The organism is Terrirhizobium terrae, from assembly GCF_030323265.1.
In the GTDB taxonomy this organism is placed as follows: domain Bacteria; phylum Pseudomonadota; class Alphaproteobacteria; order Rhizobiales; family Rhizobiaceae; genus Neorhizobium.
Genome location: NZ_CP104992.1, coordinates 1007806 through 1027938, shown reverse-complemented (window position 1 = coordinate 1027938; position 20133 = coordinate 1007806). Strand labels below are relative to the sequence as shown.

At 61.0% G+C, this 20133-nt stretch carries 15 protein-coding genes and 4 pseudogenes; 15 read left to right on the top strand and 4 right to left on the bottom strand.

The window, feature by feature from the left end; translation table 11 throughout:
- The first annotated feature begins 18 nt into the window (after positions 1 to 18).
- From N7E02_RS13030 to lpdA, 12 genes and pseudogenes are all read left to right on the top strand, one after another.
- Entirely contained in the window at positions 19 to 489 is a 471-nt protein-coding gene (locus N7E02_RS13030) for a hypothetical protein (protein WP_286582369.1), read from the top strand.
- Positions 482 to 1261, top strand: coding sequence for a succinate dehydrogenase iron-sulfur subunit (locus N7E02_RS13025; protein WP_286582368.1), 780 nt, complete (start codon positions 482 to 484; stop codon positions 1259 to 1261). The genes N7E02_RS13030 and N7E02_RS13025 overlap by 8 nt, the downstream gene beginning before the upstream one ends.
- 211 nt (positions 1262 to 1472) lie before the next feature.
- On the top strand, positions 1473 to 2000 hold the full coding sequence (locus tag N7E02_RS13020) for a protease inhibitor Inh/omp19 family protein (protein WP_286582367.1): 528 nt from the start codon (positions 1473 to 1475) through the stop codon (positions 1998 to 2000).
- A gap of 30 nt (positions 2001 to 2030) precedes the next feature.
- The gene (gene zapE, locus N7E02_RS13015) at positions 2031 to 3194 is read left to right on the top strand and encodes a cell division protein ZapE (RefSeq protein ID WP_286582366.1); all 1164 of its coding nucleotides are present in this window, start codon (positions 2031 to 2033) and stop codon (positions 3192 to 3194) included.
- A 174-nt stretch (positions 3195 to 3368) separates the two neighbouring features.
- Entirely contained in the window at positions 3369 to 4331 is a 963-nt protein-coding gene (gene mdh, locus N7E02_RS13010; RefSeq protein WP_286582364.1) for a malate dehydrogenase, read from the top strand.
- A gap of 55 nt (positions 4332 to 4386) precedes the next feature.
- Positions 4387 to 5581: pseudogene (gene sucC / locus N7E02_RS13005) on the top strand (ADP-forming succinate--CoA ligase subunit beta).
- 17 nt (positions 5582 to 5598) lie between these two features.
- Positions 5599 to 6504, top strand: coding sequence for a succinate--CoA ligase subunit alpha (gene sucD, locus N7E02_RS13000; RefSeq protein ID WP_148148159.1), 906 nt, complete (start codon positions 5599 to 5601; stop codon positions 6502 to 6504).
- Positions 6505 to 6717: 213 nt separating this feature from the next.
- Positions 6718 to 6816 (top strand): annotated as a pseudogene (locus tag N7E02_RS12995) (2-oxoglutarate dehydrogenase E1 subunit family protein); the annotation flags it as partial.
- An 89-nt stretch (positions 6817 to 6905) separates the two neighbouring features.
- The gene (locus tag N7E02_RS12990) at positions 6906 to 9716 is read left to right on the top strand and encodes a 2-oxoglutarate dehydrogenase E1 component (RefSeq protein ID WP_353622912.1); all 2811 of its coding nucleotides are present in this window, start codon (positions 6906 to 6908) and stop codon (positions 9714 to 9716) included.
- Positions 9717 to 9777: 61 nt separating this feature from the next.
- Positions 9778 to 11023: pseudogene (gene odhB, locus N7E02_RS12985) on the top strand (2-oxoglutarate dehydrogenase complex dihydrolipoyllysine-residue succinyltransferase).
- A 30-nt stretch (positions 11024 to 11053) separates the two neighbouring features.
- Positions 11054 to 11467, top strand: a complete 414-nt coding sequence (locus N7E02_RS12980) for an MAPEG family protein (RefSeq protein WP_286582363.1) — start codon at positions 11054 to 11056, stop codon at positions 11465 to 11467.
- Between the two features lie 34 nt (positions 11468 to 11501).
- On the top strand, positions 11502 to 12908 hold the full coding sequence (lpdA, locus tag N7E02_RS12975) for a dihydrolipoyl dehydrogenase (protein ID WP_286582362.1): 1407 nt from the start codon (positions 11502 to 11504) through the stop codon (positions 12906 to 12908).
- Positions 12909 to 13088: 180 nt separating this feature from the next.
- Here lpdA and N7E02_RS29690 read toward each other — a convergent pair whose 3' ends face one another.
- The 4 genes and pseudogenes from N7E02_RS29690 to N7E02_RS12960 form a co-directional block, all read right to left on the bottom strand.
- Positions 13089 to 13601 (bottom strand): hypothetical protein, encoded by a 513-nt coding sequence (locus tag N7E02_RS29690; protein WP_353622937.1) that lies wholly within the window; start codon positions 13599 to 13601, stop codon positions 13089 to 13091.
- A 15-nt stretch (positions 13602 to 13616) separates the two neighbouring features.
- Positions 13617 to 15085 (bottom strand): annotated as a pseudogene (locus N7E02_RS12970) (BCCT family transporter); the annotation flags it as partial.
- 121 nt (positions 15086 to 15206) lie between these two features.
- Positions 15207 to 16280 carry a TraB/GumN family protein gene (locus N7E02_RS12965; RefSeq protein WP_286582361.1) on the bottom strand — a complete coding sequence of 358 codons (1074 nt, stop codon included), beginning with the start codon at positions 16278 to 16280 and terminating at the stop codon, positions 15207 to 15209.
- A 102-nt stretch (positions 16281 to 16382) separates the two neighbouring features.
- Complete coding sequence (locus N7E02_RS12960) at positions 16383 to 17318, bottom strand: tyrosine recombinase XerC (protein WP_286582360.1); 936 nt, start codon at positions 17316 to 17318, stop codon at positions 16383 to 16385.
- 147 nt (positions 17319 to 17465) lie between these two features.
- Here N7E02_RS12960 and N7E02_RS12955 point away from each other — a divergent pair, with 147 nt between their 5' ends.
- The 3 genes from N7E02_RS12955 to N7E02_RS12945 are packed head-to-tail and all read left to right on the top strand — an operon-like array spanning position 17466 to position 19973.
- On the top strand, positions 17466 to 18395 hold the full coding sequence (locus tag N7E02_RS12955; protein WP_286582358.1) for a lysophospholipid acyltransferase family protein: 930 nt from the start codon (positions 17466 to 17468) through the stop codon (positions 18393 to 18395).
- A gap of 18 nt (positions 18396 to 18413) precedes the next feature.
- Complete coding sequence (locus tag N7E02_RS12950) at positions 18414 to 18851, top strand: GNAT family N-acetyltransferase (protein WP_286582356.1); 438 nt, start codon at positions 18414 to 18416, stop codon at positions 18849 to 18851.
- A gap of 39 nt (positions 18852 to 18890) precedes the next feature.
- Complete coding sequence (locus N7E02_RS12945) at positions 18891 to 19973, top strand: AAA family ATPase (RefSeq protein WP_286582354.1); 1083 nt, start codon at positions 18891 to 18893, stop codon at positions 19971 to 19973.
- The last annotated feature ends 160 nt before the right edge of the window (positions 19974 to 20133 follow it).

Here is a 20133-nt window from a genome sequence, read left to right as displayed (position 1 = left end):
GCGACAGCAATTGGCCGTATGATCTTGGAGCAAGTTGCATGGGCGTTTGCGGTACGCAACATTGACGACGTGGCAAAAGTCCAACGATTTGCGGCAACCAAATCGATTGGCGTGTTAAATTCGAATTTCCCAATTGTTGGCCGTCTTTATGGCTGGATGAGTGGCCATGCCCATTGGGGCTATGATGCCCACTCGAAGGTAATCACTTCCAAAGACGGCTTCTCTGGAGCTTGGCTTTTCAACACCGAGTTTAAGGCAATTGCATATGCGATGTTAATTGCTTTGACACTCGTCATTTCTCAGGTTGGAGCAGTTATGCTGATGGAATACCCAGAGCTGCACTCTACGAAAGAATTCCAGTTCTGGGACGAGCGCCGAGGCAGCTTTGCCGGCGTCGCTATGATTGAGAAAATTTTCGACCTAGATCAAAATTCCTCAGATATCGAGACGATCTTAAATATCGTGAAAGTGGCAGCTAACCATGGTTGAACTCGCTCTTCCCAAGAACTCGCAGATGACCGAAGGCAAGGTCTGGCCGAAGCCGGATGGTGCCAAGAACGTTCGCGAATACCGCATCTACCGCTGGAGCCCGGATGACGGGCAGAACCCGCGGATCGACACGTTCTATGTCGATCTTGACGATTGCGGCCCGATGGTGCTCGACGGTCTGCTCTACATCAAGAACAACATCGACCCGACCCTGACGCTGCGCCGTTCCTGTCGTGAAGGCATCTGCGGTTCCTGCGCGATGAATATCGACGGCACGAACACGCTCGCCTGCACCAAGGGCATGGACGACATTTCCGGCACGGTGAAGGTCTATCCGCTGCCGCATATGCCGGTGGTGAAGGACCTCGTTCCCGACCTCAACAACTTCTACGCCCAGCATCGTTCGATCGAACCGTGGCTGAAAACGGTGTCTCCGACGCCGGCCAAGGAATGGAAGCAGAGCCACGACGATCGTCAGAAGCTCGACGGCCTCTATGAGTGCATTCTGTGCGCCTGCTGCTCGACCTCCTGTCCGAGCTACTGGTGGAACGGCGACCGCTATCTCGGTCCGGCCGTCCTGCTGCAGGCCTATCGCTGGCTGATCGATAGCCGCGACGAAGCCAAGGGCGAGCGCCTTGACAATCTCGAGGATCCGTTCCGGCTCTATCGTTGCCACACGATCATGAACTGCGCCCAGGCCTGCCCGAAGGGTCTCAACCCGGCCAAGGCGATCGCCGAAATCAAGAAGATGATGGTCGAGCGTCGCGTCTGACGCTGTTTTCTTGGAGGCCGCAACCTTGGGGTTGCGGCCTTTTTTATTATAGAATCCGCGCGCTGCGCACGCCTTTTTGATCAAGACAAGGGTCGCGATTGTGCCCGAAAGTCTGGCTACCCTTGATTAACCAAGTGCGTTTACGATATTCCCCGCCAAACTGTCGTGCCCGCACCGGGTGCAGTGTGAAGTGATCGGACAGGAGTTTTTGATGCAGTTCAAATATGTGGCAACAGGTCTCGTTCTGACCTTGGCGTTGGCCGGATGTCAGAGGACGTCCTACAGCCCGTATAACGACCTGCCTTCGCAGCCCGCTCCGCTTCAGGCGCAGCCCGTGCAGGGCGTGCAGGGCAGCCAGCTGCCGCCTCCAGGTGGCGCGTCGCAGTATCCTGCCGCTCCGCAGCAGGGCCAGAACATGGCCATGGCCGATCCGAATGCTGCCGCTCCGGCAAACGCGCTTGATGTGACCAAGCAGCAGATGGTCGGCAACTGGCGTGTCTCCAACGGCGGAGCCTCCTGCGACATGTTCCTGACGCTTACCAATCTCGGCAGCGGTTCGCGCGGCGGTACGCGTGGTTGCTCCGGCGAGCTGACGACCATGGGATCCTGGGAAGTCTCCGGCAAGATGGTTCAGTTCAAGAACCGCGCCGGCGATGTCATCGGCCGCGTCTACAAGAGCGCCGACAACAAGTTTGACGGCACGACCAATTCCGGCCAGCCGGTCAGCCTCAGCCGCTAACCCCATATCCCTCATGAAGGGGCGTCCCTCGTGGAACCCATCCCCGAATATACGTCGAGTGTCGGCGAGGAGCTGAAAGCCCTTGCCGCATCCGGCGTTCTGACGCCCGACGCGGCGCAGATGGCGGTCGCCGCCAAGCTCGACCACGTTCTCACCTGCCTCAAGGAAACCAAGCCGGCGAAGAAATCGAGCGCGCTTGGCTGGCTGTTTGCCAAGGGTTCCGGCAAGCCGCGCAAGATCCGCGGCCTCTATGTCCATGGCAGTGTCGGCCGCGGCAAGACCATGCTGATGGACATGTTCTTCAAAAAGGCGCGGATCGAAAAGAAGCGCCGGGCGCATTTCCATGAATTCATGGCGGATGTGCATAACCGTATCCACGAGCATCGCCAGAAGCTGAAGCGCGGCGAAACGAAGCAGAACGATCCGGTGCCGCCGGTGGCGGCGGCGCTGTTTGCCGAGGCGGAGCTTCTGTGCTTCGACGAGTTCTCCGTCACCGACATCACCGATGCGATGATCCTGGCGCGGCTGTTCACCGAGCTCTTCGATCTCGGCTGCGTGCTGATCGCGACCTCGAACGTGGCGCCGGAAAACCTCTATAGGGACGGCCTCAATCGCGGACTGTTCACGCCGTTCATTGGATTGCTCAACGAGCATGTCGATGTGGTGACGCTGGATAGTCCGACCGACTACCGGATGCAGAAGAACGCCAATCTTCCCGTCTATCTGACGCCGATCGACGGGCGTGCGGATGCGGCGATCGAATCCGCCTGGCACCAGGTGACCGACGGCAAGCGGGCGGAGCCGCTCGACCTGCCGATGAAGGGGCGCAGCATTCATGTTCCCCAGGCGGCGGGGCGGGTTGCGCGCTTCTCGTTTGCGGATCTCTGCGAAAAACCGCTCGGCGCTTCCGACTATCTCGCGATCGCAGCGCGGTTCGATGCCGTCTTCGTCGAGCACGTTCCGCAGCTTAGTCCGGATAAGCGTAATGAAACGAAGCGCTTCATCAACTTCGTCGATGCGCTCTACGATCATAGCGTCCGCCTGTTCATCTCGGCGGCCGCAGCGCCCGACGCGCTTCTGACGGAGAAACGAGGCACGGAAGGTTTCGAATTCGACCGTACTGTTTCCCGTCTTTTCGAGATGCGCAGTGCCGAATATCTCGCACTGCACAATGAGAAACGGCAGTCCGTCTGACACATTTATGACGGAATATCTTACGTTTACGTAAGAATCTTATCATCTAAACGATTGAATTTATTGGTCTCAAAATAATAATTTGCCATTTTTTCCAGATGGCGTTATCGGTTCTGCCGCAAGGAGAGCCTGCGATGTCTTGCCGCAGGTCAGGATTTGAGAGGAAGCATTTCCATGTCGCGTAAGAAGATCGCACTTATTGGTTCTGGCATGATCGGTGGCACGCTGGCGCATCTTGCCAGCCTGAAGGAGCTGGGCGACGTCGTCCTCTTCGACATTGCTGACGGCATTCCCCAGGGCAAGGGCCTCGACATCGCACAGTCCGGCCCCGTCGAAGGCTTCAATGCGAAGCTTTCCGGCGCCAGCGACTACGCGGCGATCGAAGGCGCGGATGTCTGCATCGTCACCGCCGGTGTCGCCCGCAAGCCGGGCATGAGCCGCGATGACCTGATCGGCATCAACCTCAAGGTCATGGAACAGGTCGGCGCGGGCATCAAGAAATACGCTCCCGACGCGTTCGTGATCTGCATCACCAACCCGCTCGACGCGATGGTCTGGGCTCTGCAGAAGTTCTCTGGCCTGCCGAAGAACAAGGTCGTCGGCATGGCCGGCGTGCTCGACTCGGCCCGCTTCCGCCTCTTCCTTGCCGAAGAATTCAACGTTTCCGTCCAGGACGTCACCGCGTTCGTTCTCGGCGGCCATGGCGACACGATGGTGCCGCTCGCCCGCTACTCCACGGTTGCCGGCGTTCCGCTGACCGACCTCGTCAAGATGGGCTGGACCACCCAGGAAAAGCTCGACCAGATCATCCAGCGCACCCGTGACGGCGGCGCAGAGATCGTCGGCCTCTTGAAGACCGGCTCTGCCTACTACGCCCCGGCCGCTTCGGCGATCGAGATGGCTGAATCCTACCTCAAGGACAAGAAGCGCGTCCTGCCGGTCGCAGCCCACCTTTCGGGTCAGTACGGCGTCAAGGACATGTATGTCGGCGTTCCCGTCGTTCTCGGTGCCGGCGGCGTCGAGCGCATCGTCGAAGTCGAATTCAACAAGGACGAAGAAGCTGCCTTCCAGAAGTCGGTCGGCGCTGTCGCCGGTCTTTGCGAAGCCTGCATCAGCCTCGTGCCTTCGCTCAAGTAATTTTCGGCGCCGGAGCAATCCGGCGCTCACCCAATTCCAATAGGGATCAAGCCCCATGAACATTCATGAATATCAGGCCAAGGCTCTCTTGAAGGGCTATGGCGCACCGGTCGCCGAAGGCGTTGCGATCCTCAAGGTCGAGGAAGCTGAAGCCGCTGCAAAGCAGCTTCCGGGCCCGCTCTACGTCGTCAAGAGTCAGATCCATGCCGGCGGTCGCGGCAAGGGCAAGTTCAAGGAACTCGGCCCCGACGCCAAGGGCGGCGTTCGCCTGGCTAAGTCGATCGAGGAAGTCGTGGCTCACGCCAAGGACATGCTCGGCAATACGCTGGTAACCGCGCAGACCGGCGACGCCGGCAAGCAGGTCAACCGTCTCTATATCGAAGACGGCGCCGACATCGACCGCGAGCTTTACTGCTCGCTGCTGGTCGACCGTTCGGTCGGTCAGGTTGCCTTCGTCGTTTCGACCGAAGGCGGCATGGACATCGAAGCCGTTGCCCACGACACGCCTGAAAAGATCCACACGATCGCCATCGACCCGCTCAAGGGTGTGACGGCTGACGACGTTGCCAAGATCTCCAAGGCGCTCGAACTGTCGGGCGCTGCCGCCGAAGATGCCAAGTCGCTCTTCCCGGCGCTCTACAAGGCGTTCGGCGAAAAGGACATGGCTCTCCTCGAAGTCAATCCGCTGATCGTCATGAAGGACGGCCATCTGCGCGTTCTCGACGCCAAGATGTCCTTTGATGGCAATGCTCTGTTCCGCCACGACGACGTCAAGGCGCTGCGCGACGAAACGGAAGAAGATCTCGAAGGAAATCGAAGCCTCCAAGTGGGACCTCGCCTACGTTGCCCTCGACGGCAATATCGGCTGCATGGTCAATGGTGCCGGTCTCGCCATGGCGACTATGGACATCATCAAGCTGTACGGCAAAGAGCCGGCTAACTTCTGCGACGTCGGCGGTGGCGCCGGCAAGGAGAAGGTGGCGGCTGCCTTCAAGATCATCACCGCCGACCCGAAGGTCGAGGGCATCCTCGTCAACATCTTCGGCGGCATCATGCGCTGCGACGTCATCGCCGAAGGCGTTGTCGCTGCCGTGCAGGAAGTCGGCCTGAAGGTTCCGCTCGTCGTGCGCCTCGAAGGCACCAATGTCGAGCTCGGCAAGAAGATCCTCAACGAGTCCGGCCTGGCGATCACCGCCGCCGACGATCTCGATGACGCGGCGAAGAAGATCGTCGCGGCGATCAAAGCCTAATCTGAGGAACCTGATACATGTCTATTCTCGTCAATAAAGACACCAAGATCCTGGTTCAGGGCCTGACCGGCAAGACCGGCACGTTCCACACCGAACAGGCACTTGCCTATTACGGCACCAAGATGGTCGGCGGTATCCACCCGAAGAAGGGTGGCGAAACCTGGTCGTCGGGCGTCGATGGCACGGCACTGCCGATCTTCGCTTCGGTTGCCGAAGCCAAGGAACGCACCGGCGCTGACGCGACCGTGATCTACGTTCCGCCGGCAGGCGCTGCCGACGCGATCATCGAAGCGATCGAAGCCGAAGTCCCGTTCATCACCTGCATCACCGAGGGCATCCCGGTCATGGACATGGTGCGGGTCAAGGCCAAGCTCGACAAGTCGAAATCGCGCCTCTTGGGCCCGAACTGCCCGGGCGTCCTGACGCCGGAAGAATGCAAGATCGGCATCATGCCGGGCTCTATCTTCCGCAAGGGTTCGGTCGGTATCGTGTCGCGCTCCGGCACGCTGACCTATGAAGCCGTGTTCCAGACCTCCAACGAAGGTCTCGGCCAGACGACGGCTGTCGGCATCGGTGGCGACCCGGTCAAGGGCACCGAGTTCATCGACATGCTGGAAATGTTCCTCGCGGACGACGCCACCCAGTCGATCATCATGATCGGCGAAATCGGTGGTTCGGCTGAAGAGGATGCAGCCCAGTTCCTGATCGACGAAGCCAAGAAGGGCCGCAAGAAGCCGATGGCAGGCTTCATTGCCGGCCGTACCGCTCCGAAGGGTCGTACCATGGGCCACGCCGGTGCTGTCGTTTCCGGCGGCAAGGGCGACGCGGAATCCAAGATCGCTGCGATGGAAGCGGCAGGCATCAAGGTGTCTCCTTCTCCGGCCCGTCTCGGCAAGACGCTGGTTGAAGTCCTCAAGGGCTGACGCCACATAATGGTCCACCGCCGCCGATAGACAGGTGGCGATGGACCTCAAGGTTCAAGCCCGCGAGCGGCGAGAATTCGCGGGCGGGCCAGCTGCCAATTAGGGCGGTGCCGCTGCGGCGGTTGAAATCAGAAGACACCAAGAGAATGCGGAGCCGGCGAGGTTTTCGGTTCCGACCACGTGAGGAGGCGGGCGCGGCGCCCGCAATAGGCCATGTCCCGGCAAGAAGCCAACGAGCAGTTTCTTATCACTTCGTTCCTGGACGGTGCGAACGCCGTCTATATCGAACAACTCTATGCCAGCTATGAAGCGGATCCGAACTCCGTGTCGGAGGAATGGCAGTCCTTCTTCAAGGCGCTCGCCGATAATCCCGACGATGTGAAGAAGGCGGCCCAGGGCGCATCCTGGAAGCGGACGAACTGGCCGATTGCTGCCAATGGCGATCTGGTTTCCGCTCTGGACGGCAACTGGCCGCTCGTCGAAAAGGCGATCGAGACCAAGGTCAAGGAAAAGCCGAAGCTGCCGCCGCAGCAAAGGGCGCGCCGGTCAACGAAGGCGACGTGCATCAGGCGACCCGCGATTCGGTGCGCGCCATCATGATGATCCGCGCCTATCGCATGCGCGGCCACCTGCATGCCAAGCTCGACCCGCTCGGTATCGCCAGCCCGGTCGAGGACTATAACGAATTGTCGCCGAAGTCCTACGGCTTCGAAGAGGCGGATTACGACCGCAAGATCTTCATCGACAACGTGCTCGGTCTCGAATACGCGACCGTGCGCGAAATGATCGATATCCTCGAGCGCACCTATTGCTCGACTATCGGCGTCGAATTCATGCACATGTCCAGCCCCGAGGAAAAGGGCTGGATCCAGGAACGCATCGAAGGTCCGGACAAGGGCGTTGCCTTTACGCCGGAAGGCAAGAAGGCGATCCTGTCTAAGCTGATCGAAGGCGAAGGCTACGAACAGTTCCTCGACGTCAAGTTCAAGGGCACGAAGCGCTTCGGCCTCGACGGCGGCGAAGCGCTGATCCCGGCGCTCGAACAGATCATCAAGCGCGGCGGACAGCTGGGTCTTGAGGAAGTCATCGTCGGCATGGCCCACCGTGGCCGTCTGAACGTCCTGACCAACGTCATGCACAAGCCGCATCGCGCCGTGTTCCACGAATTCAAGGGCGGTTCCTACAAGCCTGACGAAGTCGAAGGTTCGGGCGACGTGAAGTACCACCTCGGTGCGTCTTCCGACCGTGAGTTCGACGGCAACAAGGTTCACCTGTCGCTGACGGCCAACCCGTCGCACCTGGAAATCGTCAATCCGGTCGTCATGGGCAAGGCCCGCGCCAAGCAGGACATGCTGACCAAGGCCTGGGACAAGGACAACATCATCCCGCTCTCCGAGCGCGCCAAGGTTCTGCCGTTGCTGCTGCACGGCGATGCGGCCTTTGCCGGCCAGGGTGTCGTTGCTGAAATCCTCGGTCTGTCGGGTCTGCGTGGTCACCGCGTTGCCGGCACGATGCATGTCATCATCAACAACCAGATCGGCTTCACCACCAATCCGGGTTTTTCGCGCTCGTCTCCGTACCCGTCAGACGTCGCCAAGATGATCGAGGCACCGATCTTCCACGTCAACGGCGACGATCCGGAAGCGGTCACCTATGCCGCCAAGATCGCCACCGAATACCGGATGAAGTTCCACAAGCCGGTCGTGCTCGACATGTTCTGCTATCGCCGGTTCGGCCATAACGAAGGCGACGAGCCTTCGTTCACCCAGCCGAAAATGTACAAGGTCATCCGCGCCCACAAGGCCGTGGCCGAGCTCTATGCCGAACGCCTGATCGGCGAAGGCGTACTGACCGAAGCCGAATTCGACAAGATGAAGGCCGACTGGCGCGCCCATCTGGAAGCCGAGTTCGAAGCCGGCCAAAGCTACAAGCCGAACAAGGCTGATTGGCTGGACGGCCAGTGGTCGGGCCTGCGCTCGGCCGACAATGCCGACGAGCAGCGCCGCGGCAAGACGGCGATGCCGATGAAGAACCTCAAGGAAATCGGCCGCAAGCTGGCGACCATTCCGGAAGGCTTCAACGTTCACCGCACGATCAAGCGCTTCATGGAAAACCGTGCGCAGATGATCGAGAGCGGCGAAGGCATCGACTGGGCTATGGCGGAAGCGCTTGCTTTCGGTTCGCTCGCCGTCGAAGGCACGAAGATCCGCCTGTCCGGCCAGGATTGCGAACGCGGCACGTTCTCGCAACGTCACTCGGTTCTCTACGATCAGGAGACGGAAGAGCGCTATATTCCGCTCGCCAATCTGCAGGCCGGCCAGGGCAAGTATGAAGTCATCAACTCTATGCTGTCGGAAGAGGCTGTTCTCGGTTTCGAATACGGTTACTCGCTCGCTCGTCCGAACGCGCTGACGCTCTGGGAAGCCCAGTTCGGCGACTTCGCCAACGGTGCGCAGGTCGTATTCGACCAGTTCATCTCGTCCGGCGAACGCAAGTGGCTGCGCATGTCCGGTCTCGTCTGCCTTCTGCCGCACGGTTATGAAGGCCAGGGTCCGGAACACTCTTCCGCCCGCCTGGAGCGCTGGCTGCAGATGTGCGCCGAAGACAACATGCAGGTCGCAAACTGCACGACGCCGTCCAACTATTTCCACATCCTGCGCCGTCAGGTGAAGCGCGACTTCCGCAAGCCGCTGATCCTGATGACGCCGAAGTCCCTGCTGCGCCACAAGCGCGCAACCTCGACCCTGGCGGAAATGGCGGGCGAAAGCTCGTTCCACCGCCTGCTGTGGGACGATGCGGAAGTCATCAAGGACGGTCCGATCAAGCTCCAGAAGGATGCAAAAATCCGTCGCGTCGTGATCTGCACCGGCAAGGTTTATTACGACCTTCTGGAAGAGCGCGAGAAGCGCGGCATCGACGACATCTACCTGCTGCGCATCGAACAGCTCTATCCGTTCCCGGCCAAGGCTCTGATCAATGAGCTGTCGCGCTTCAAGAACGCTGAAATGGTCTGGTGCCAGGAAGAGCCGAAGAACATGGGTGCATGGTCGTTCATCGACCCGTACCTGGAATGGGTTCTGGCGCATATCGATGCCAAGTATCAGCGCGTCCGCTACACGGGCCGCCCGGCTGCCGCTTCTCCGGCAACCGGCCTGATGTCGAAGCACCTGGCTCAGCTCGAAGCCTTCCTCGAAGACGCACTCGGCGGCTGATTTTTCAGCCGTCTCCCCTAATTTGCCCAGAACGCAATCTGAGAAACACGGAAAATAGATCATGGCCACCGAAATCCGCGTCCCAACCCTCGGCGAGATCCGTCAGCGAGGCAACCGTCGGCACCTGGTTCAAGAAGGTCGGCGACACGGTCAAGGCCGATGAGCCGCTGGTCGAACTCGAAACCGACAAGGTTACAGTCGAAGTCCCGGCTCCGGCCTCCGGCGTCCTGACCGAGATCGTCGCCCAGAACGGCGAGACCGTCGGTCTCGACGCGCTGCTCGGCCAGATCGCCGAAGGCGGCGCTGGTGCAGCTCCTTCGGCTCCGGCCGCAAAGCCTGCCGAAGCCGCTCCGGCTCCTGCTGCCGCCGCTGCTGCTCCGGCACCTGCTGCTGCTCCGGCTGGCGGTTCGTCCATGCCGGCCGCTCCGGCTGCGGCCAAGGTTGCTGCCGACAACAATGTCTCGACCGCCGATATCGACGGTTCGGGCAAGCGTGGCCAGGTTCTGAAGGGCGACGTGCTGGCCGCGATCGCCAAGGGGCCGTCGGCTCCGGCAGCGCCCGCCGCCGCACCGGCTGCTCCGCGTCCGGTTTCCTCGGCTGACGACGCTTCCCGTGAAGAGCGCGTGAAGATGACGCGCCTGCGCCAGACGATCGCCAAGCGCCTCAAGGATGCGCAGAACACCGCCGCCATGCTGACCACCTATAACGAGGTGGACATGTCGGCCGTGATGGACCTGCGCAACCGCTACAAGGACGTGTTCGAGAAGAAGCATGGCGTGAAGCTCGGCTTCATGGGCTTCTTCACCAAGGCCGTCACTCACGCCCTGAAGGAACTGCCGGCCGTCAACGCCGAGATCGACGGCACCGACATCATCTACAAGAACTACTGCCACGTCGGCATGGCGGTCGGCACCGACAAGGGCCTCGTCGTTCCGGTCATCCGTGACGCCGACCAGCGCTCGATCGCCGGCGTCGAAAAGGAACTCGGCCGCCTCGCCAAGGCAGCGCGCGACGGTTCGCTCGGCATGGCCGACATGCAGGGCGGCACGTTCACGATCACCAATGGCGGCGTCTACGGTTCGCTGATGTCCTCGCCGATCCTCAACGCGCCGCAGTCGGGCATTCTCGGCATGCACAAGATCCAGGAGCGCCCGGTCGTCGTCGGCGGCCAGATCGTCATCCGTCCGATGATGTATCTCGCGCTCTCCTACGATCACCGCATCGTCGACGGCAAGGAGGCGGTCACCTTCCTCGTCCGCGTCAAGGAAAGCCTGGAAGATCCGGAACGCCTGGTTCTCGATCTCTAAGCCGTAGATACTGAGTTTAAGGAGAGCAGCATGGAACCGGATTCCGCGAACGCAACGCATCTGGTGGTGCTGCTTTCTCTCAGTGTCATTCTGCTTCTCTTCCACATTCTCCTGCAGGCTTCTTTTGCGACGAAGGAACTCGGCCGCTCATGGAATGCCGGGCCAAGGGATGAGGGGCAGCAGCCAACGAGTATCCGTGCGGGACGCGCGGCGCGTGCCTCGAAGAACTACCAGGAAACCTATCCGGCCTTTATCGGCCTGCTGCTGGGCCTCGCCTTCATCGGTGATCCGACCGGTCTCGGCATCGGCGGCGCCTGGGTCTGGCTGATTTCCCGCATCGCCTATGTTCCAATCTATCTCGCCGGCATTGCCTATATCCGCACCCTTGTCTGGGCGCTGAGCGTTGTCGGTCTTCTGATCATGATGTCCGCCTTGCTGGCTTGAGCCACGAGCGGCGCTTCGGAAAAAGGATTTTGAAATGTCTTATGATGTCGTCGTCATCGGTTCCGGCCCCGGCGGTTATGTCTGCGCGATCAAAGCAGCACAGCTCGGCCTGAAGGTCGCGGTCGTCGAGAAGCGCGCCACCTATGGCGGCACCTGCCTCAACATCGGCTGCATTCCGTCCAAGGCGCTGCTGCACGCGTCGGAAATGTTCCACCATGTGGCTCATGGCGTCGACCAGCTCGGCGTCGAGGTTTCCGCGCCGAAACTCAATCTCGAAAAGATGATGGCGCACAAGGATGCGACGGTGAAGTCGAACACCGACGGCGTCGCCTTCCTGTTCAAGAAGAACAAGATCGACGGCTTTATCGGCACCGGCAAGATCGTTGCTGCGGGCAAGGTTTCGGTCACCGGCGAAGACGGCAAGGTGCAGGAAATCGAGACGAAGAACATCGTCATCGCCACCGGCTCCGACGTTGCCGGCATTCCAGGCGTCAACGTCGAGATCGACGAGAAGGTCATCATTTCGTCGACGGGCGGGATCGCGCTCGACAAGGTTCCGCAGAACCTGATCGTCGTCGGCGGCGGCGTCATCGGCCTCGAGCTCGGCTCGGTCTGGATGCGCCTCGGCGCCAAGGTCACCGTCATCGAATATCTCGACAAGCTGCTCGGCGCGATGGATGCCGACGTTTCGAAGCAGTTCCAGCGTATGCTCGCCAAGCAGGGCATGGATATCCGCACTGAAGCCAAGGTGACCGCAGTCGAAAAGACCGCGACCGGTGCCAAGGTGACCTATGAGCCGGTCAAGGGCGGCGATGCGGTTACCGTCGAAGCCGATGTCGTGCTGATCTCCACGGGCCGCAAGCCCTATACCGAAGGCCTCGGCCTGGAGGGTGCGGGCGTCGCGCTCGACAGCCGCGGCCGCGTCGAAATCGACCATGGCTTCAAGACCAATGTCGCCGGCATCTATGCGATCGGCGACGTGGTGAAGGGCCCGATGCTCGCCCACAAGGCGGAAGACGAAGGCGTCGCGCTCGCCGAAATCCTCGCCGGTCAGCACGGCCATGTGAACTACGACGTCATCCCGAGCGTCGTCTACACCCAGCCGGAAGTCGCCTCCGTCGGCAAGACCGAGGAAGAGCTGAAGGCGGCCGGCATCGCCTACAAGATCGGCAAGTTCCCGTTCACGGCGAACGGCCGCGCCCGCGCCATGCTGGCGACCGACGGTTTCGTCAAGATCCTGGCCGACAAGGAAACCGACCGCGTTCTCGGCGGCCATATCGTCGGCTTCGGCGCCGGCGAGATGATCCACGAGATCACCGTGCTGATGGAATTCTCCGGTTCGTCGGAAGATCTCGGCCGCACCTGCCACGCGCATCCGACCATGTCGGAAGCCGTCAAGGAAGCCGCGCTCGCGACCTTCGCCAAGCCGATCCATATGTAATCGGCAGACGCATTCTCGAATTGGCAAAAAAACCGGCCTGGAGACAGGCCGGTTTTTTTATTTTGCGGATGAACCGTCATCCTCGGGCTTGTCCCGAGGATCCAGCCGCATTGCACATCCTTCGAGGGGCAGATGATCGGGACAAGCCCGATCATGACGCTGGAGTGATGAACCGCCCTCTCACGCCCTGACGGCATGAAGATACTGGAAATGCCGGTCGTACTGGGCCAGCACGTCCTGGATCAGTTCCTCGCGCGTCAGGCCCATCACGTCGTAATCCTGCCCGCCGTCGGAGAGGAATACCTCGGCGCGGTAATATTTGTCGGCGCGCTGGCGGTTGCTCTGGCTTTCGATGAAGCTGTAGCTCGGCATGTCGTAGGGGCGGATGCGAATGCCGTAGGAGAACTGCTCCTCACCCCCGGGAGTGACGATCAGCTTCAGGCGGCTGTCATCCTGCTGAACCTCGGCTTCGAGCGAACGATTGCGCAGTTCCGCAGCCACATCCGTCAGGGCGGGTGCAGCGACCTCGGAGAGGAATTTCGTCACTTCTGATTTGCGCGGATAGCTGATGATGCCGTGCAACTGTCGCTGCCAGCTGACCGATTGGCGCGGCCTCAGGCTCTGCACCAGCGCATTCTGCCGCAGCCCCTCGCGGCGCAGACCCTGGATCAGGCCCCAGCACATCAGCAGCATGACGAAGGCGAAGGGCAGGGCGCCGGCAATAGAGGCAGTCTGCAGCGCATCCAGCCCCCGGATGACAGCAGGATCGTGCCGATCAGACCCGATACGATGGCCCAGAACACCCGGCGCATGGCCGGACCATCGTCGCGCCCACCGGAGGCGAGCGTGTCGATGACCAGGGCAGAGGAGTCGGCGCTGGTGACAAAGAAGCAGACGATCAGCAGGATCGCCAGCCACGACACATACATTCCGAGTGGAAACTGTTCGAGGAAGACGAAGAGTGCGAGCGTGACATCCTTGGCCACGGCGTCAGACACGGCAGTGGTTGCTCCCGTCATATGCATGGCGAGTGCGGTATCACCGAAGACCGTCATCCAGGCGAAGCTGAAGCCGGTCGGTACCAGCAGCACGCCCATAACAAACTGACGGATGGTGCGGCCGCGCGATATGCGGGCGATGAACATGCCGACGAAGGGCGACCAGGCGATCCACCAGCCCCAGTAGAACAAGGTCCAGTCGCCGAGCCACTGGCCGGGTTCTTCGTTCGGCGCATAGGCATACATATAGAAGGTGCGCAGAACGAAGTTGTCGAGATAGGTGCCGAGATTCTGGACGAAGGCGCGCAGCAGGAAGGTTGTCGGACCCATCACCAGAACGAAGATCATCAGCGCGGCAGCCATGATCATGTTCAGGTTCGACAGGAACTTGACGCCTTTCTCGAGACCGGTCGCAACCGAGATCGTTGCAATGGCGACAATGACGACGATCAGCACCAGTTGCACGCTGAAGCTGATCGGTACGCCCGCCACATGGGCGAGCCCGGCGTTGATCTGGAGCACGCCGAGGCCAAGAGACGTCGCAACACCGAAGATAGTGCCGATGATCGCGAATATGTCGACCGCATTGCCGATGGGGCCGTAGATACGTTCTCCGATGATCGGATAGAGCGCCGAGCGCATGGTCAGCGGCAGGCCATGACGATAGGAGAAATAGGCGAGCGACAGACCGATCAGCCCATACACGGCCCAGGCATGCAGGCCCCAGTGGAAATAGCTGATTTCCATCGCCGTGCGGGCAGCCTGGATCGAGGCGGGATCGCCGACCGGCGGCTTGGTGAAGTGATTGACCGGCTCTGCGACGCCGAAGAAGACGAGGCCGATGCCCATGCCGGCGGCAAACAGCATGGAGAACCAGGCCGGATAGCTGAAATCCGGCTCCGAATGGTTCGGCCCGAGCTTGATGCTGCCGTAGCTCGACACGCCGAGAAAGAGCATCAGCATGAGAAAGATCGCAACGGCGAGAAGATAGATCCAGCCGAGCTCCGAAACAATCCAGCCCTGGACTGCCGCAAAAGTCGCGGCGGAGGCCTCCGGTGCGAGGACGCCGGCCAGGACGAAGAGAAGAGTTATACCGGCAGACCAGAGGAACACAGGTCGGTTGACGCCCTCCGTAAGACCGATTTTGCGGGAGGTTGATGTCTCTGTCGGATCTGCCATGGATGCCCCTTGCGCTTACGCGTCACGCCAACGGCCTGGCTATGTTAGCTCAGCCGCATGTGCGGGCATATGGAGCCATGGGCTCGTTCGCCAAGGGGTAGGTTGTATAACCGAGAGGTCGTCAGATTGCGGGCGTGACCGTGAAGCCCTGTTTGCGCAGAAGCTCGACAAGGCCTTCCTCGCCCGGCAGGTGCAGGGCGCCGACGGCCATGAAGACATTGCCTTCCGACAGAATCGGAGCTGCGCGTTCCGCCATCAGGTGGTTGCGCTTGGTGACGATCAGTTCCTCGAATTCGGCATAGCCTGCGTCATCGCTGCCATCGGGGGCGACCTGTTTCAGGAGTGGGATGGTGAGGCCCATGTCGCCGCTCAGATAAAGATCGGTCATGGTTTCGAAGACGTCGTCCATCTTCGAGCCGAGCTTGATGGTCTCGACCAGCGACTTGAGGTGAATGTCGGTTGGGATCGACGCCATGGCGCCGAGTTGTTCGGCGTAGGTTTCCAGCCCCTTGACCGACTTGCCGGCGGCGGCCGCATCCATGGCGATCTTCTTGTCGAGGAATGCTTCCGCCTTTGCCTTGCGCGCCATCTCGCAGGCGGGAAGCGATACGAAGGCCATCAGCATCCAGGGTTTCATGCGAGAGACGGCGGATAGCGGAATGCCCCGCTGCTTCAATCCGCTTTCCAGAAGCGCCAGATCATCCTTGCTCAGAAGCTTCTCGATGGAAGTGCCATCGGTGAACATGGTGAGTTCCGGCTTTGCAAGAACGCTGGCCATCGCCTTCTGCTCGTCCAGAACTTCGGCGGATTCGACGATGATCGTCTTTGCATCCTGGAGGGCGGTATCGGCGCCGGCCGGCATTTTCAGGACGCGCGGGTCGGTGACATGCATGGTGCCGAGCAGCCATGAGGTGGCGACACCCGGCTTCTCGATCTTCCAGAAGATGCCCTTTCCGTTCGGCACCTTGTCGCCTTCGGCCAAGATCTGCTGGTAGGCGGCGGGTTCCTTCGCTTTCATCTCGTCGACGAGGCTCGTGCCGTGGCAGGCCGGGTCGGCTTCCTGAGCATGGGCCGGAAGGGATCCGAGGATCACGATCAAAGACGCGAGCACGGCCACGTGGATGGCCGCAAGCAGCCACAGGACGAAGCCTTGCAGGCGCTCGAAACGGGGGCCGTAGAAGAAAGTCTCGTTCATGTCATCGATCCGCAATTGTCGCGCCGAATGTATCAATCCAGGTTCGACACGGCCTTAACGGGCTTGGTTAACGAATGGTTCAGGTCGCTGTTAGGCCAGGTATCACGCTCTAGGATGGGCGCGGTCGTAGACTTCCAGGAGGCGGGACGTGTCGACGCCGGTATAGACCTGAGTGGTCGAAAGGCTGGCATGGCCGAGCAGTTCCTGGATGGTGCGCAGGTCGCCGCCGCCGGCAAGCAAGTGGGTAGCGAAGGAATGGCGCAGTGCGTGGGGCGTTGCCGTATCCGGCAGGCCGAAGGCGCCGCGCAGTTTTTGCATTTGCCGCTGGATGATGGCCGGCTGCAGCGGCCCGCCGCGGGCACCGCGAAACAGCGGCTGGTCTTCGGTCAGGTGGAAGGGGCAGATGTCTCGGTAGCGGGTGACCGCTTCGGAAACCGCGGGAAGAACCGGCACGATGCGTGTCTTGCCGCCCTTGCCCCTGATGCGCAGCGTCGTCGTGCCGGGTTCGATCTCGTCCGGTTTCAGGTCGAGTGCTTCAGAGATACGCAGGCCGCAGCCATAGAGAAGCGCCAGGACCGCGGCATCGCGGGCGGCGATCCAGGGCTCGTCGTGCAATTGCGTCTCACGGATCGTCAGGTTGGTTGCCTGCCGGTCGGTCAGCGGCTTCGGCAGCGATTTTGGCTGTTTCGGCGCACGCACCGCACCGGCTGCGGCGGCATTTATCAGGCCCTGGCGTTCCAGATATTTGAGGAAGGAACGCAGACCGGCCAGATGGCGGCCGAGCGAGCGGGCGCCTGATCCGTCGCGGCGACGCTGCGCCAGGAAGGCGCGAAGGTCGGCCGGCCGCAGCGTGTGGATGTCGGAAAGTTTCGGCGGGCCGGCGAGATGGCCGGTCAGGAAGGTTAGAAACTGCCTTGTGTCGCGCTCATAGGCATCGAGCGTATTGGGCGACAGCCGGCGTTCGCTCTCAAGGCTCGACAACCACTCCTGGCGCTTGGCGGTAAGGTCGGGTGCGGCAATGATCAGCAGTTCGTTCAAGGGTGTTGCCTATTGGGCCCGTTGATTTTCGTGGAAAGCCGCACCAGATTGCTATCGGCAGCGTTACGAAAATCCTAAGTCAGCCGTAGTCTGCCAAAGTTTTATCATACAGGGCTGCCACAAAGCCGTCCTGCCCAAGGAGTACGTATGGCCCGCCGTGATAGTTCGACGACCCTCGGTCAATTCGCGGAGACCATATCGCTCAATTCCAGAGGTCGGCCCGGCCATATCGTCGACACACTGATCGGGGAACGCGGCAAGCGCATCGTCGGCAGCCCGTTCTGGCCGATCATGCGGCCCTTCCTCTACACGCTGCTGCGCTACGGCAAGGCGATCGAATTCGCCGACGACGTGGCGCCGAAGAGCGGTTTTCAGTGTTTCGAATATATGAGCGATCTCCTGAAGCTGGAGATCAAGGCGAAGAACGCCGAGCGCATACCCGAGAGCGGCGGTTTCATCCTGGTCAGCAACCACCCGACCGGCATTGCCGACGGCGTCGCCGTGTTCGATCTGTTGAAGGCGACCCGGCCGGACCTGATGGTGTTTGCCAATCGCGACGCCGTCCGCGTCAATCCGCGCTTCGCCGAGATGATCATTCCCGTCGAATGGCGCGACGAATACAAGAGCAAGCTCAAGACCCGCGAAACGCTGGTGCTGACCAACAAGGCGGTCGAGGAGGGCAAGGTGATGGTGCTGTTCCCGTCCGGCCGTATCGCCTATTGGGCGAATGGTCAGCTCAACGAGCGGCCGTGGAAAACCTCGGCGGTCAGCCTTGCGCGCAAATATAATCTGCCGATCCTGCCGATCCATATCACAGCCCGCAATTCAGGCCTGTTCTACTGGTTCGCCAAATGGTCGACCGAGCTGCGCGACATGACGGTGTTCTACGAACTGCTCAACAAGAAGGGCAACCGCTTCGATTTCACTGTCGGGCAGATGATAGAGCCGGACCAGCTGGAAGGCGATCCGGCAGAGGTGACGAAGGCGCTGGAGCATCATACCGTGATCGAACTGGCCGCTGACGGCGATGCCCGGTTTGCAGGGCTTGCAAAGGCCGAGGTCGTCTCGGCGGCGTGATCGGGAACCCTTACGGCCATGGCCATAGCGATCAGAATTCTCGGGGAGCGGTTGGCATCGGATGTTGCTCCTTTAGCCGAAGCTGCCGAGCGTGATGGTTATTCACATATCAGCCGTCTTGTCGAAGAATGGGAGAGCGGCAGTAACCGTTTCAACAAGTCTGGTGAGATGTTGCTTGGCGCCTTCGACGGGCCATCAATAATCGCGATCGGCGGCATGACCATCGAGCTTTCTCGCTCCGATTGGCTGCGTATGCGGCGCTTCTATGTTTTGCCGGATTTCCGAGGGCGCGGTATCGCGCGATTGCTGGCCAGCCGACTTCTGGCCCATGCACGAGGTTACGCACCGACGGTCACGGTGCATGCCGGCGATGCGCGCGCCGCCCTGTTTTGGCAAGCGATGGGCTTTCGCCCCTTCGTCCGTGACACCTACACGCATATTCTCGATTTCGCCTGATAGCACTTCCTCAACCTGCCGGATGGGATAGAAATAGGCATGCTGCTTCGTTCCATGTCTGCCCGGAACTACCGATCCCTGAAGTCGATCGGCATGGATCTCGCCGGCGTCAACTTGTTCATCGGCGAGAACGGCGTCGGCAAATCCAATCTCTACCGCGCGCTGCAGCTGATCCAGGCGGCGGTGCGCGGCACGCTGGCGCAGGAGATCGCAGCGGAAGGCGGCATGGCCTCGGCGCTCTGGTCCGGCCATCGGCGCAACGAGAAGAATTTCCGCATCAAACTCAACGTCGAGGTGCTGGACGATGAACGCGCCATTACCTTCCGATACCGCGTCGAAGCGGGGTTGAGACCGCCCAAGGCTGCGGCGGGCTTCGCCTTCGAACCGCAGATCAAGGAAGAGGAGCTTTCGATCGAGACCGGCTCGCGACCGGTGACGATGATGAAGCGAGCCGGCCCCGGCATCATGGTGCGCGGGGCGGACAACCGGATGCAGGAATATCCGGAAATCGGCGCCTTCCGTCGGATGGTGGAAAGTTGGCGGTTCTTTCACGGTTTTCGGACCGATCGCGACGCGCCGATGCGGCAGCCGTGCCTGGCGGTGACGGCGCCACTGCTGGACGAGGACGGTGCCAATGTTGCGGCCGTGTTCGCGACGCTGGAGCATATCCGCGGTAACACGATCGAGCTCAACCGGGCGATTGGAACCGCCTTCGACGGGCCCAGGCTGCATGTGCCTGAGCCCGGCGAATATGCTGAATTCGGTCTTGTCTTTCCGCACCTGCCGTTACGCGTCTTCACGCCGCGCGAATTGTCGGACGGGCAAATCCGTTTCTTAGGGCTGGCGGCGGCGCTGATGTCCTATCGCCAGCCGCCGCTGATTGCGCTCAACGAGCCGGAAGCGAGCCTGCATCCCGACATGCTGGAGCCGCTGGCCGACATGATCGCCGCGGCGGCGCAGGCAAGCCAGATCTGGATCGTCACTCATTCGGAACAACTGGCCGCCGCCGTTCAGGGGCGCTGCGGTGTGCGTGCCAAGCGGGTGATCCGCAAGGATGGGGCGACATGGATCGAGGGCATGCGGCTGACCGGGATGATGGACGAGGATGATGAGGACGAGTGAGCCGATGATGGCTGGGCGTTTCTCCTCTTCCCTGTGCCCCTAGGGCTTCGTCCACGGAGTGTCACAGGGATCCAGCCGACCCAAGTCCTTGGGCTGAAAAGAGCCTTCTCGCCGCGCAGGCGCGTGTCGGCTGGATTCCTGTGACGAACACAGGAATAAG

What these genes read in the sequence shown, in the direction of transcription:
- lpdA (WP_286582362.1), top strand. Translation starts at nt 11,502, where the DNA reads ATGTCTTATGATGTCGTCGTCATCGGTTCCGGCCCCGGCGGTTATGTC.
- N7E02_RS12950 (WP_286582356.1), top strand. Translation starts at nt 18,414, where the DNA reads ATGGCCATAGCGATCAGAATTCTCGGGGAGCGGTTGGCATCGGATGTT.
- N7E02_RS13020 (WP_286582367.1), top strand. Translation starts at nt 1,473, where the DNA reads ATGCAGTTCAAATATGTGGCAACAGGTCTCGTTCTGACCTTGGCGTTG.
- N7E02_RS12965 (WP_286582361.1), bottom strand. Translation starts at nt 16,280, where the DNA reads ATGAACGAGACTTTCTTCTACGGCCCCCGTTTCGAGCGCCTGCAAGGC.
- N7E02_RS29690 (WP_353622937.1), bottom strand. Translation starts at nt 13,601, where the DNA reads ATGCTGCTGATGTGCTGGGGCCTGATCCAGGGTCTGCGCCGCGAGGGG.
- N7E02_RS12980 (WP_286582363.1), top strand. Translation starts at nt 11,054, where the DNA reads ATGGAACCGGATTCCGCGAACGCAACGCATCTGGTGGTGCTGCTTTCT.
- N7E02_RS12955 (WP_286582358.1), top strand. Translation starts at nt 17,466, where the DNA reads ATGGCCCGCCGTGATAGTTCGACGACCCTCGGTCAATTCGCGGAGACC.
- sucD (WP_148148159.1), top strand. Translation starts at nt 5,599, where the DNA reads ATGTCTATTCTCGTCAATAAAGACACCAAGATCCTGGTTCAGGGCCTG.
- N7E02_RS13025 (WP_286582368.1), top strand. Translation starts at nt 482, where the DNA reads ATGGTTGAACTCGCTCTTCCCAAGAACTCGCAGATGACCGAAGGCAAG.
- N7E02_RS13030 (WP_286582369.1), top strand. Translation starts at nt 19, where the DNA reads ATGATCTTGGAGCAAGTTGCATGGGCGTTTGCGGTACGCAACATTGAC.
- N7E02_RS12945 (WP_286582354.1), top strand. Translation starts at nt 18,891, where the DNA reads ATGCTGCTTCGTTCCATGTCTGCCCGGAACTACCGATCCCTGAAGTCG.
- mdh (WP_286582364.1), top strand. Translation starts at nt 3,369, where the DNA reads ATGTCGCGTAAGAAGATCGCACTTATTGGTTCTGGCATGATCGGTGGC.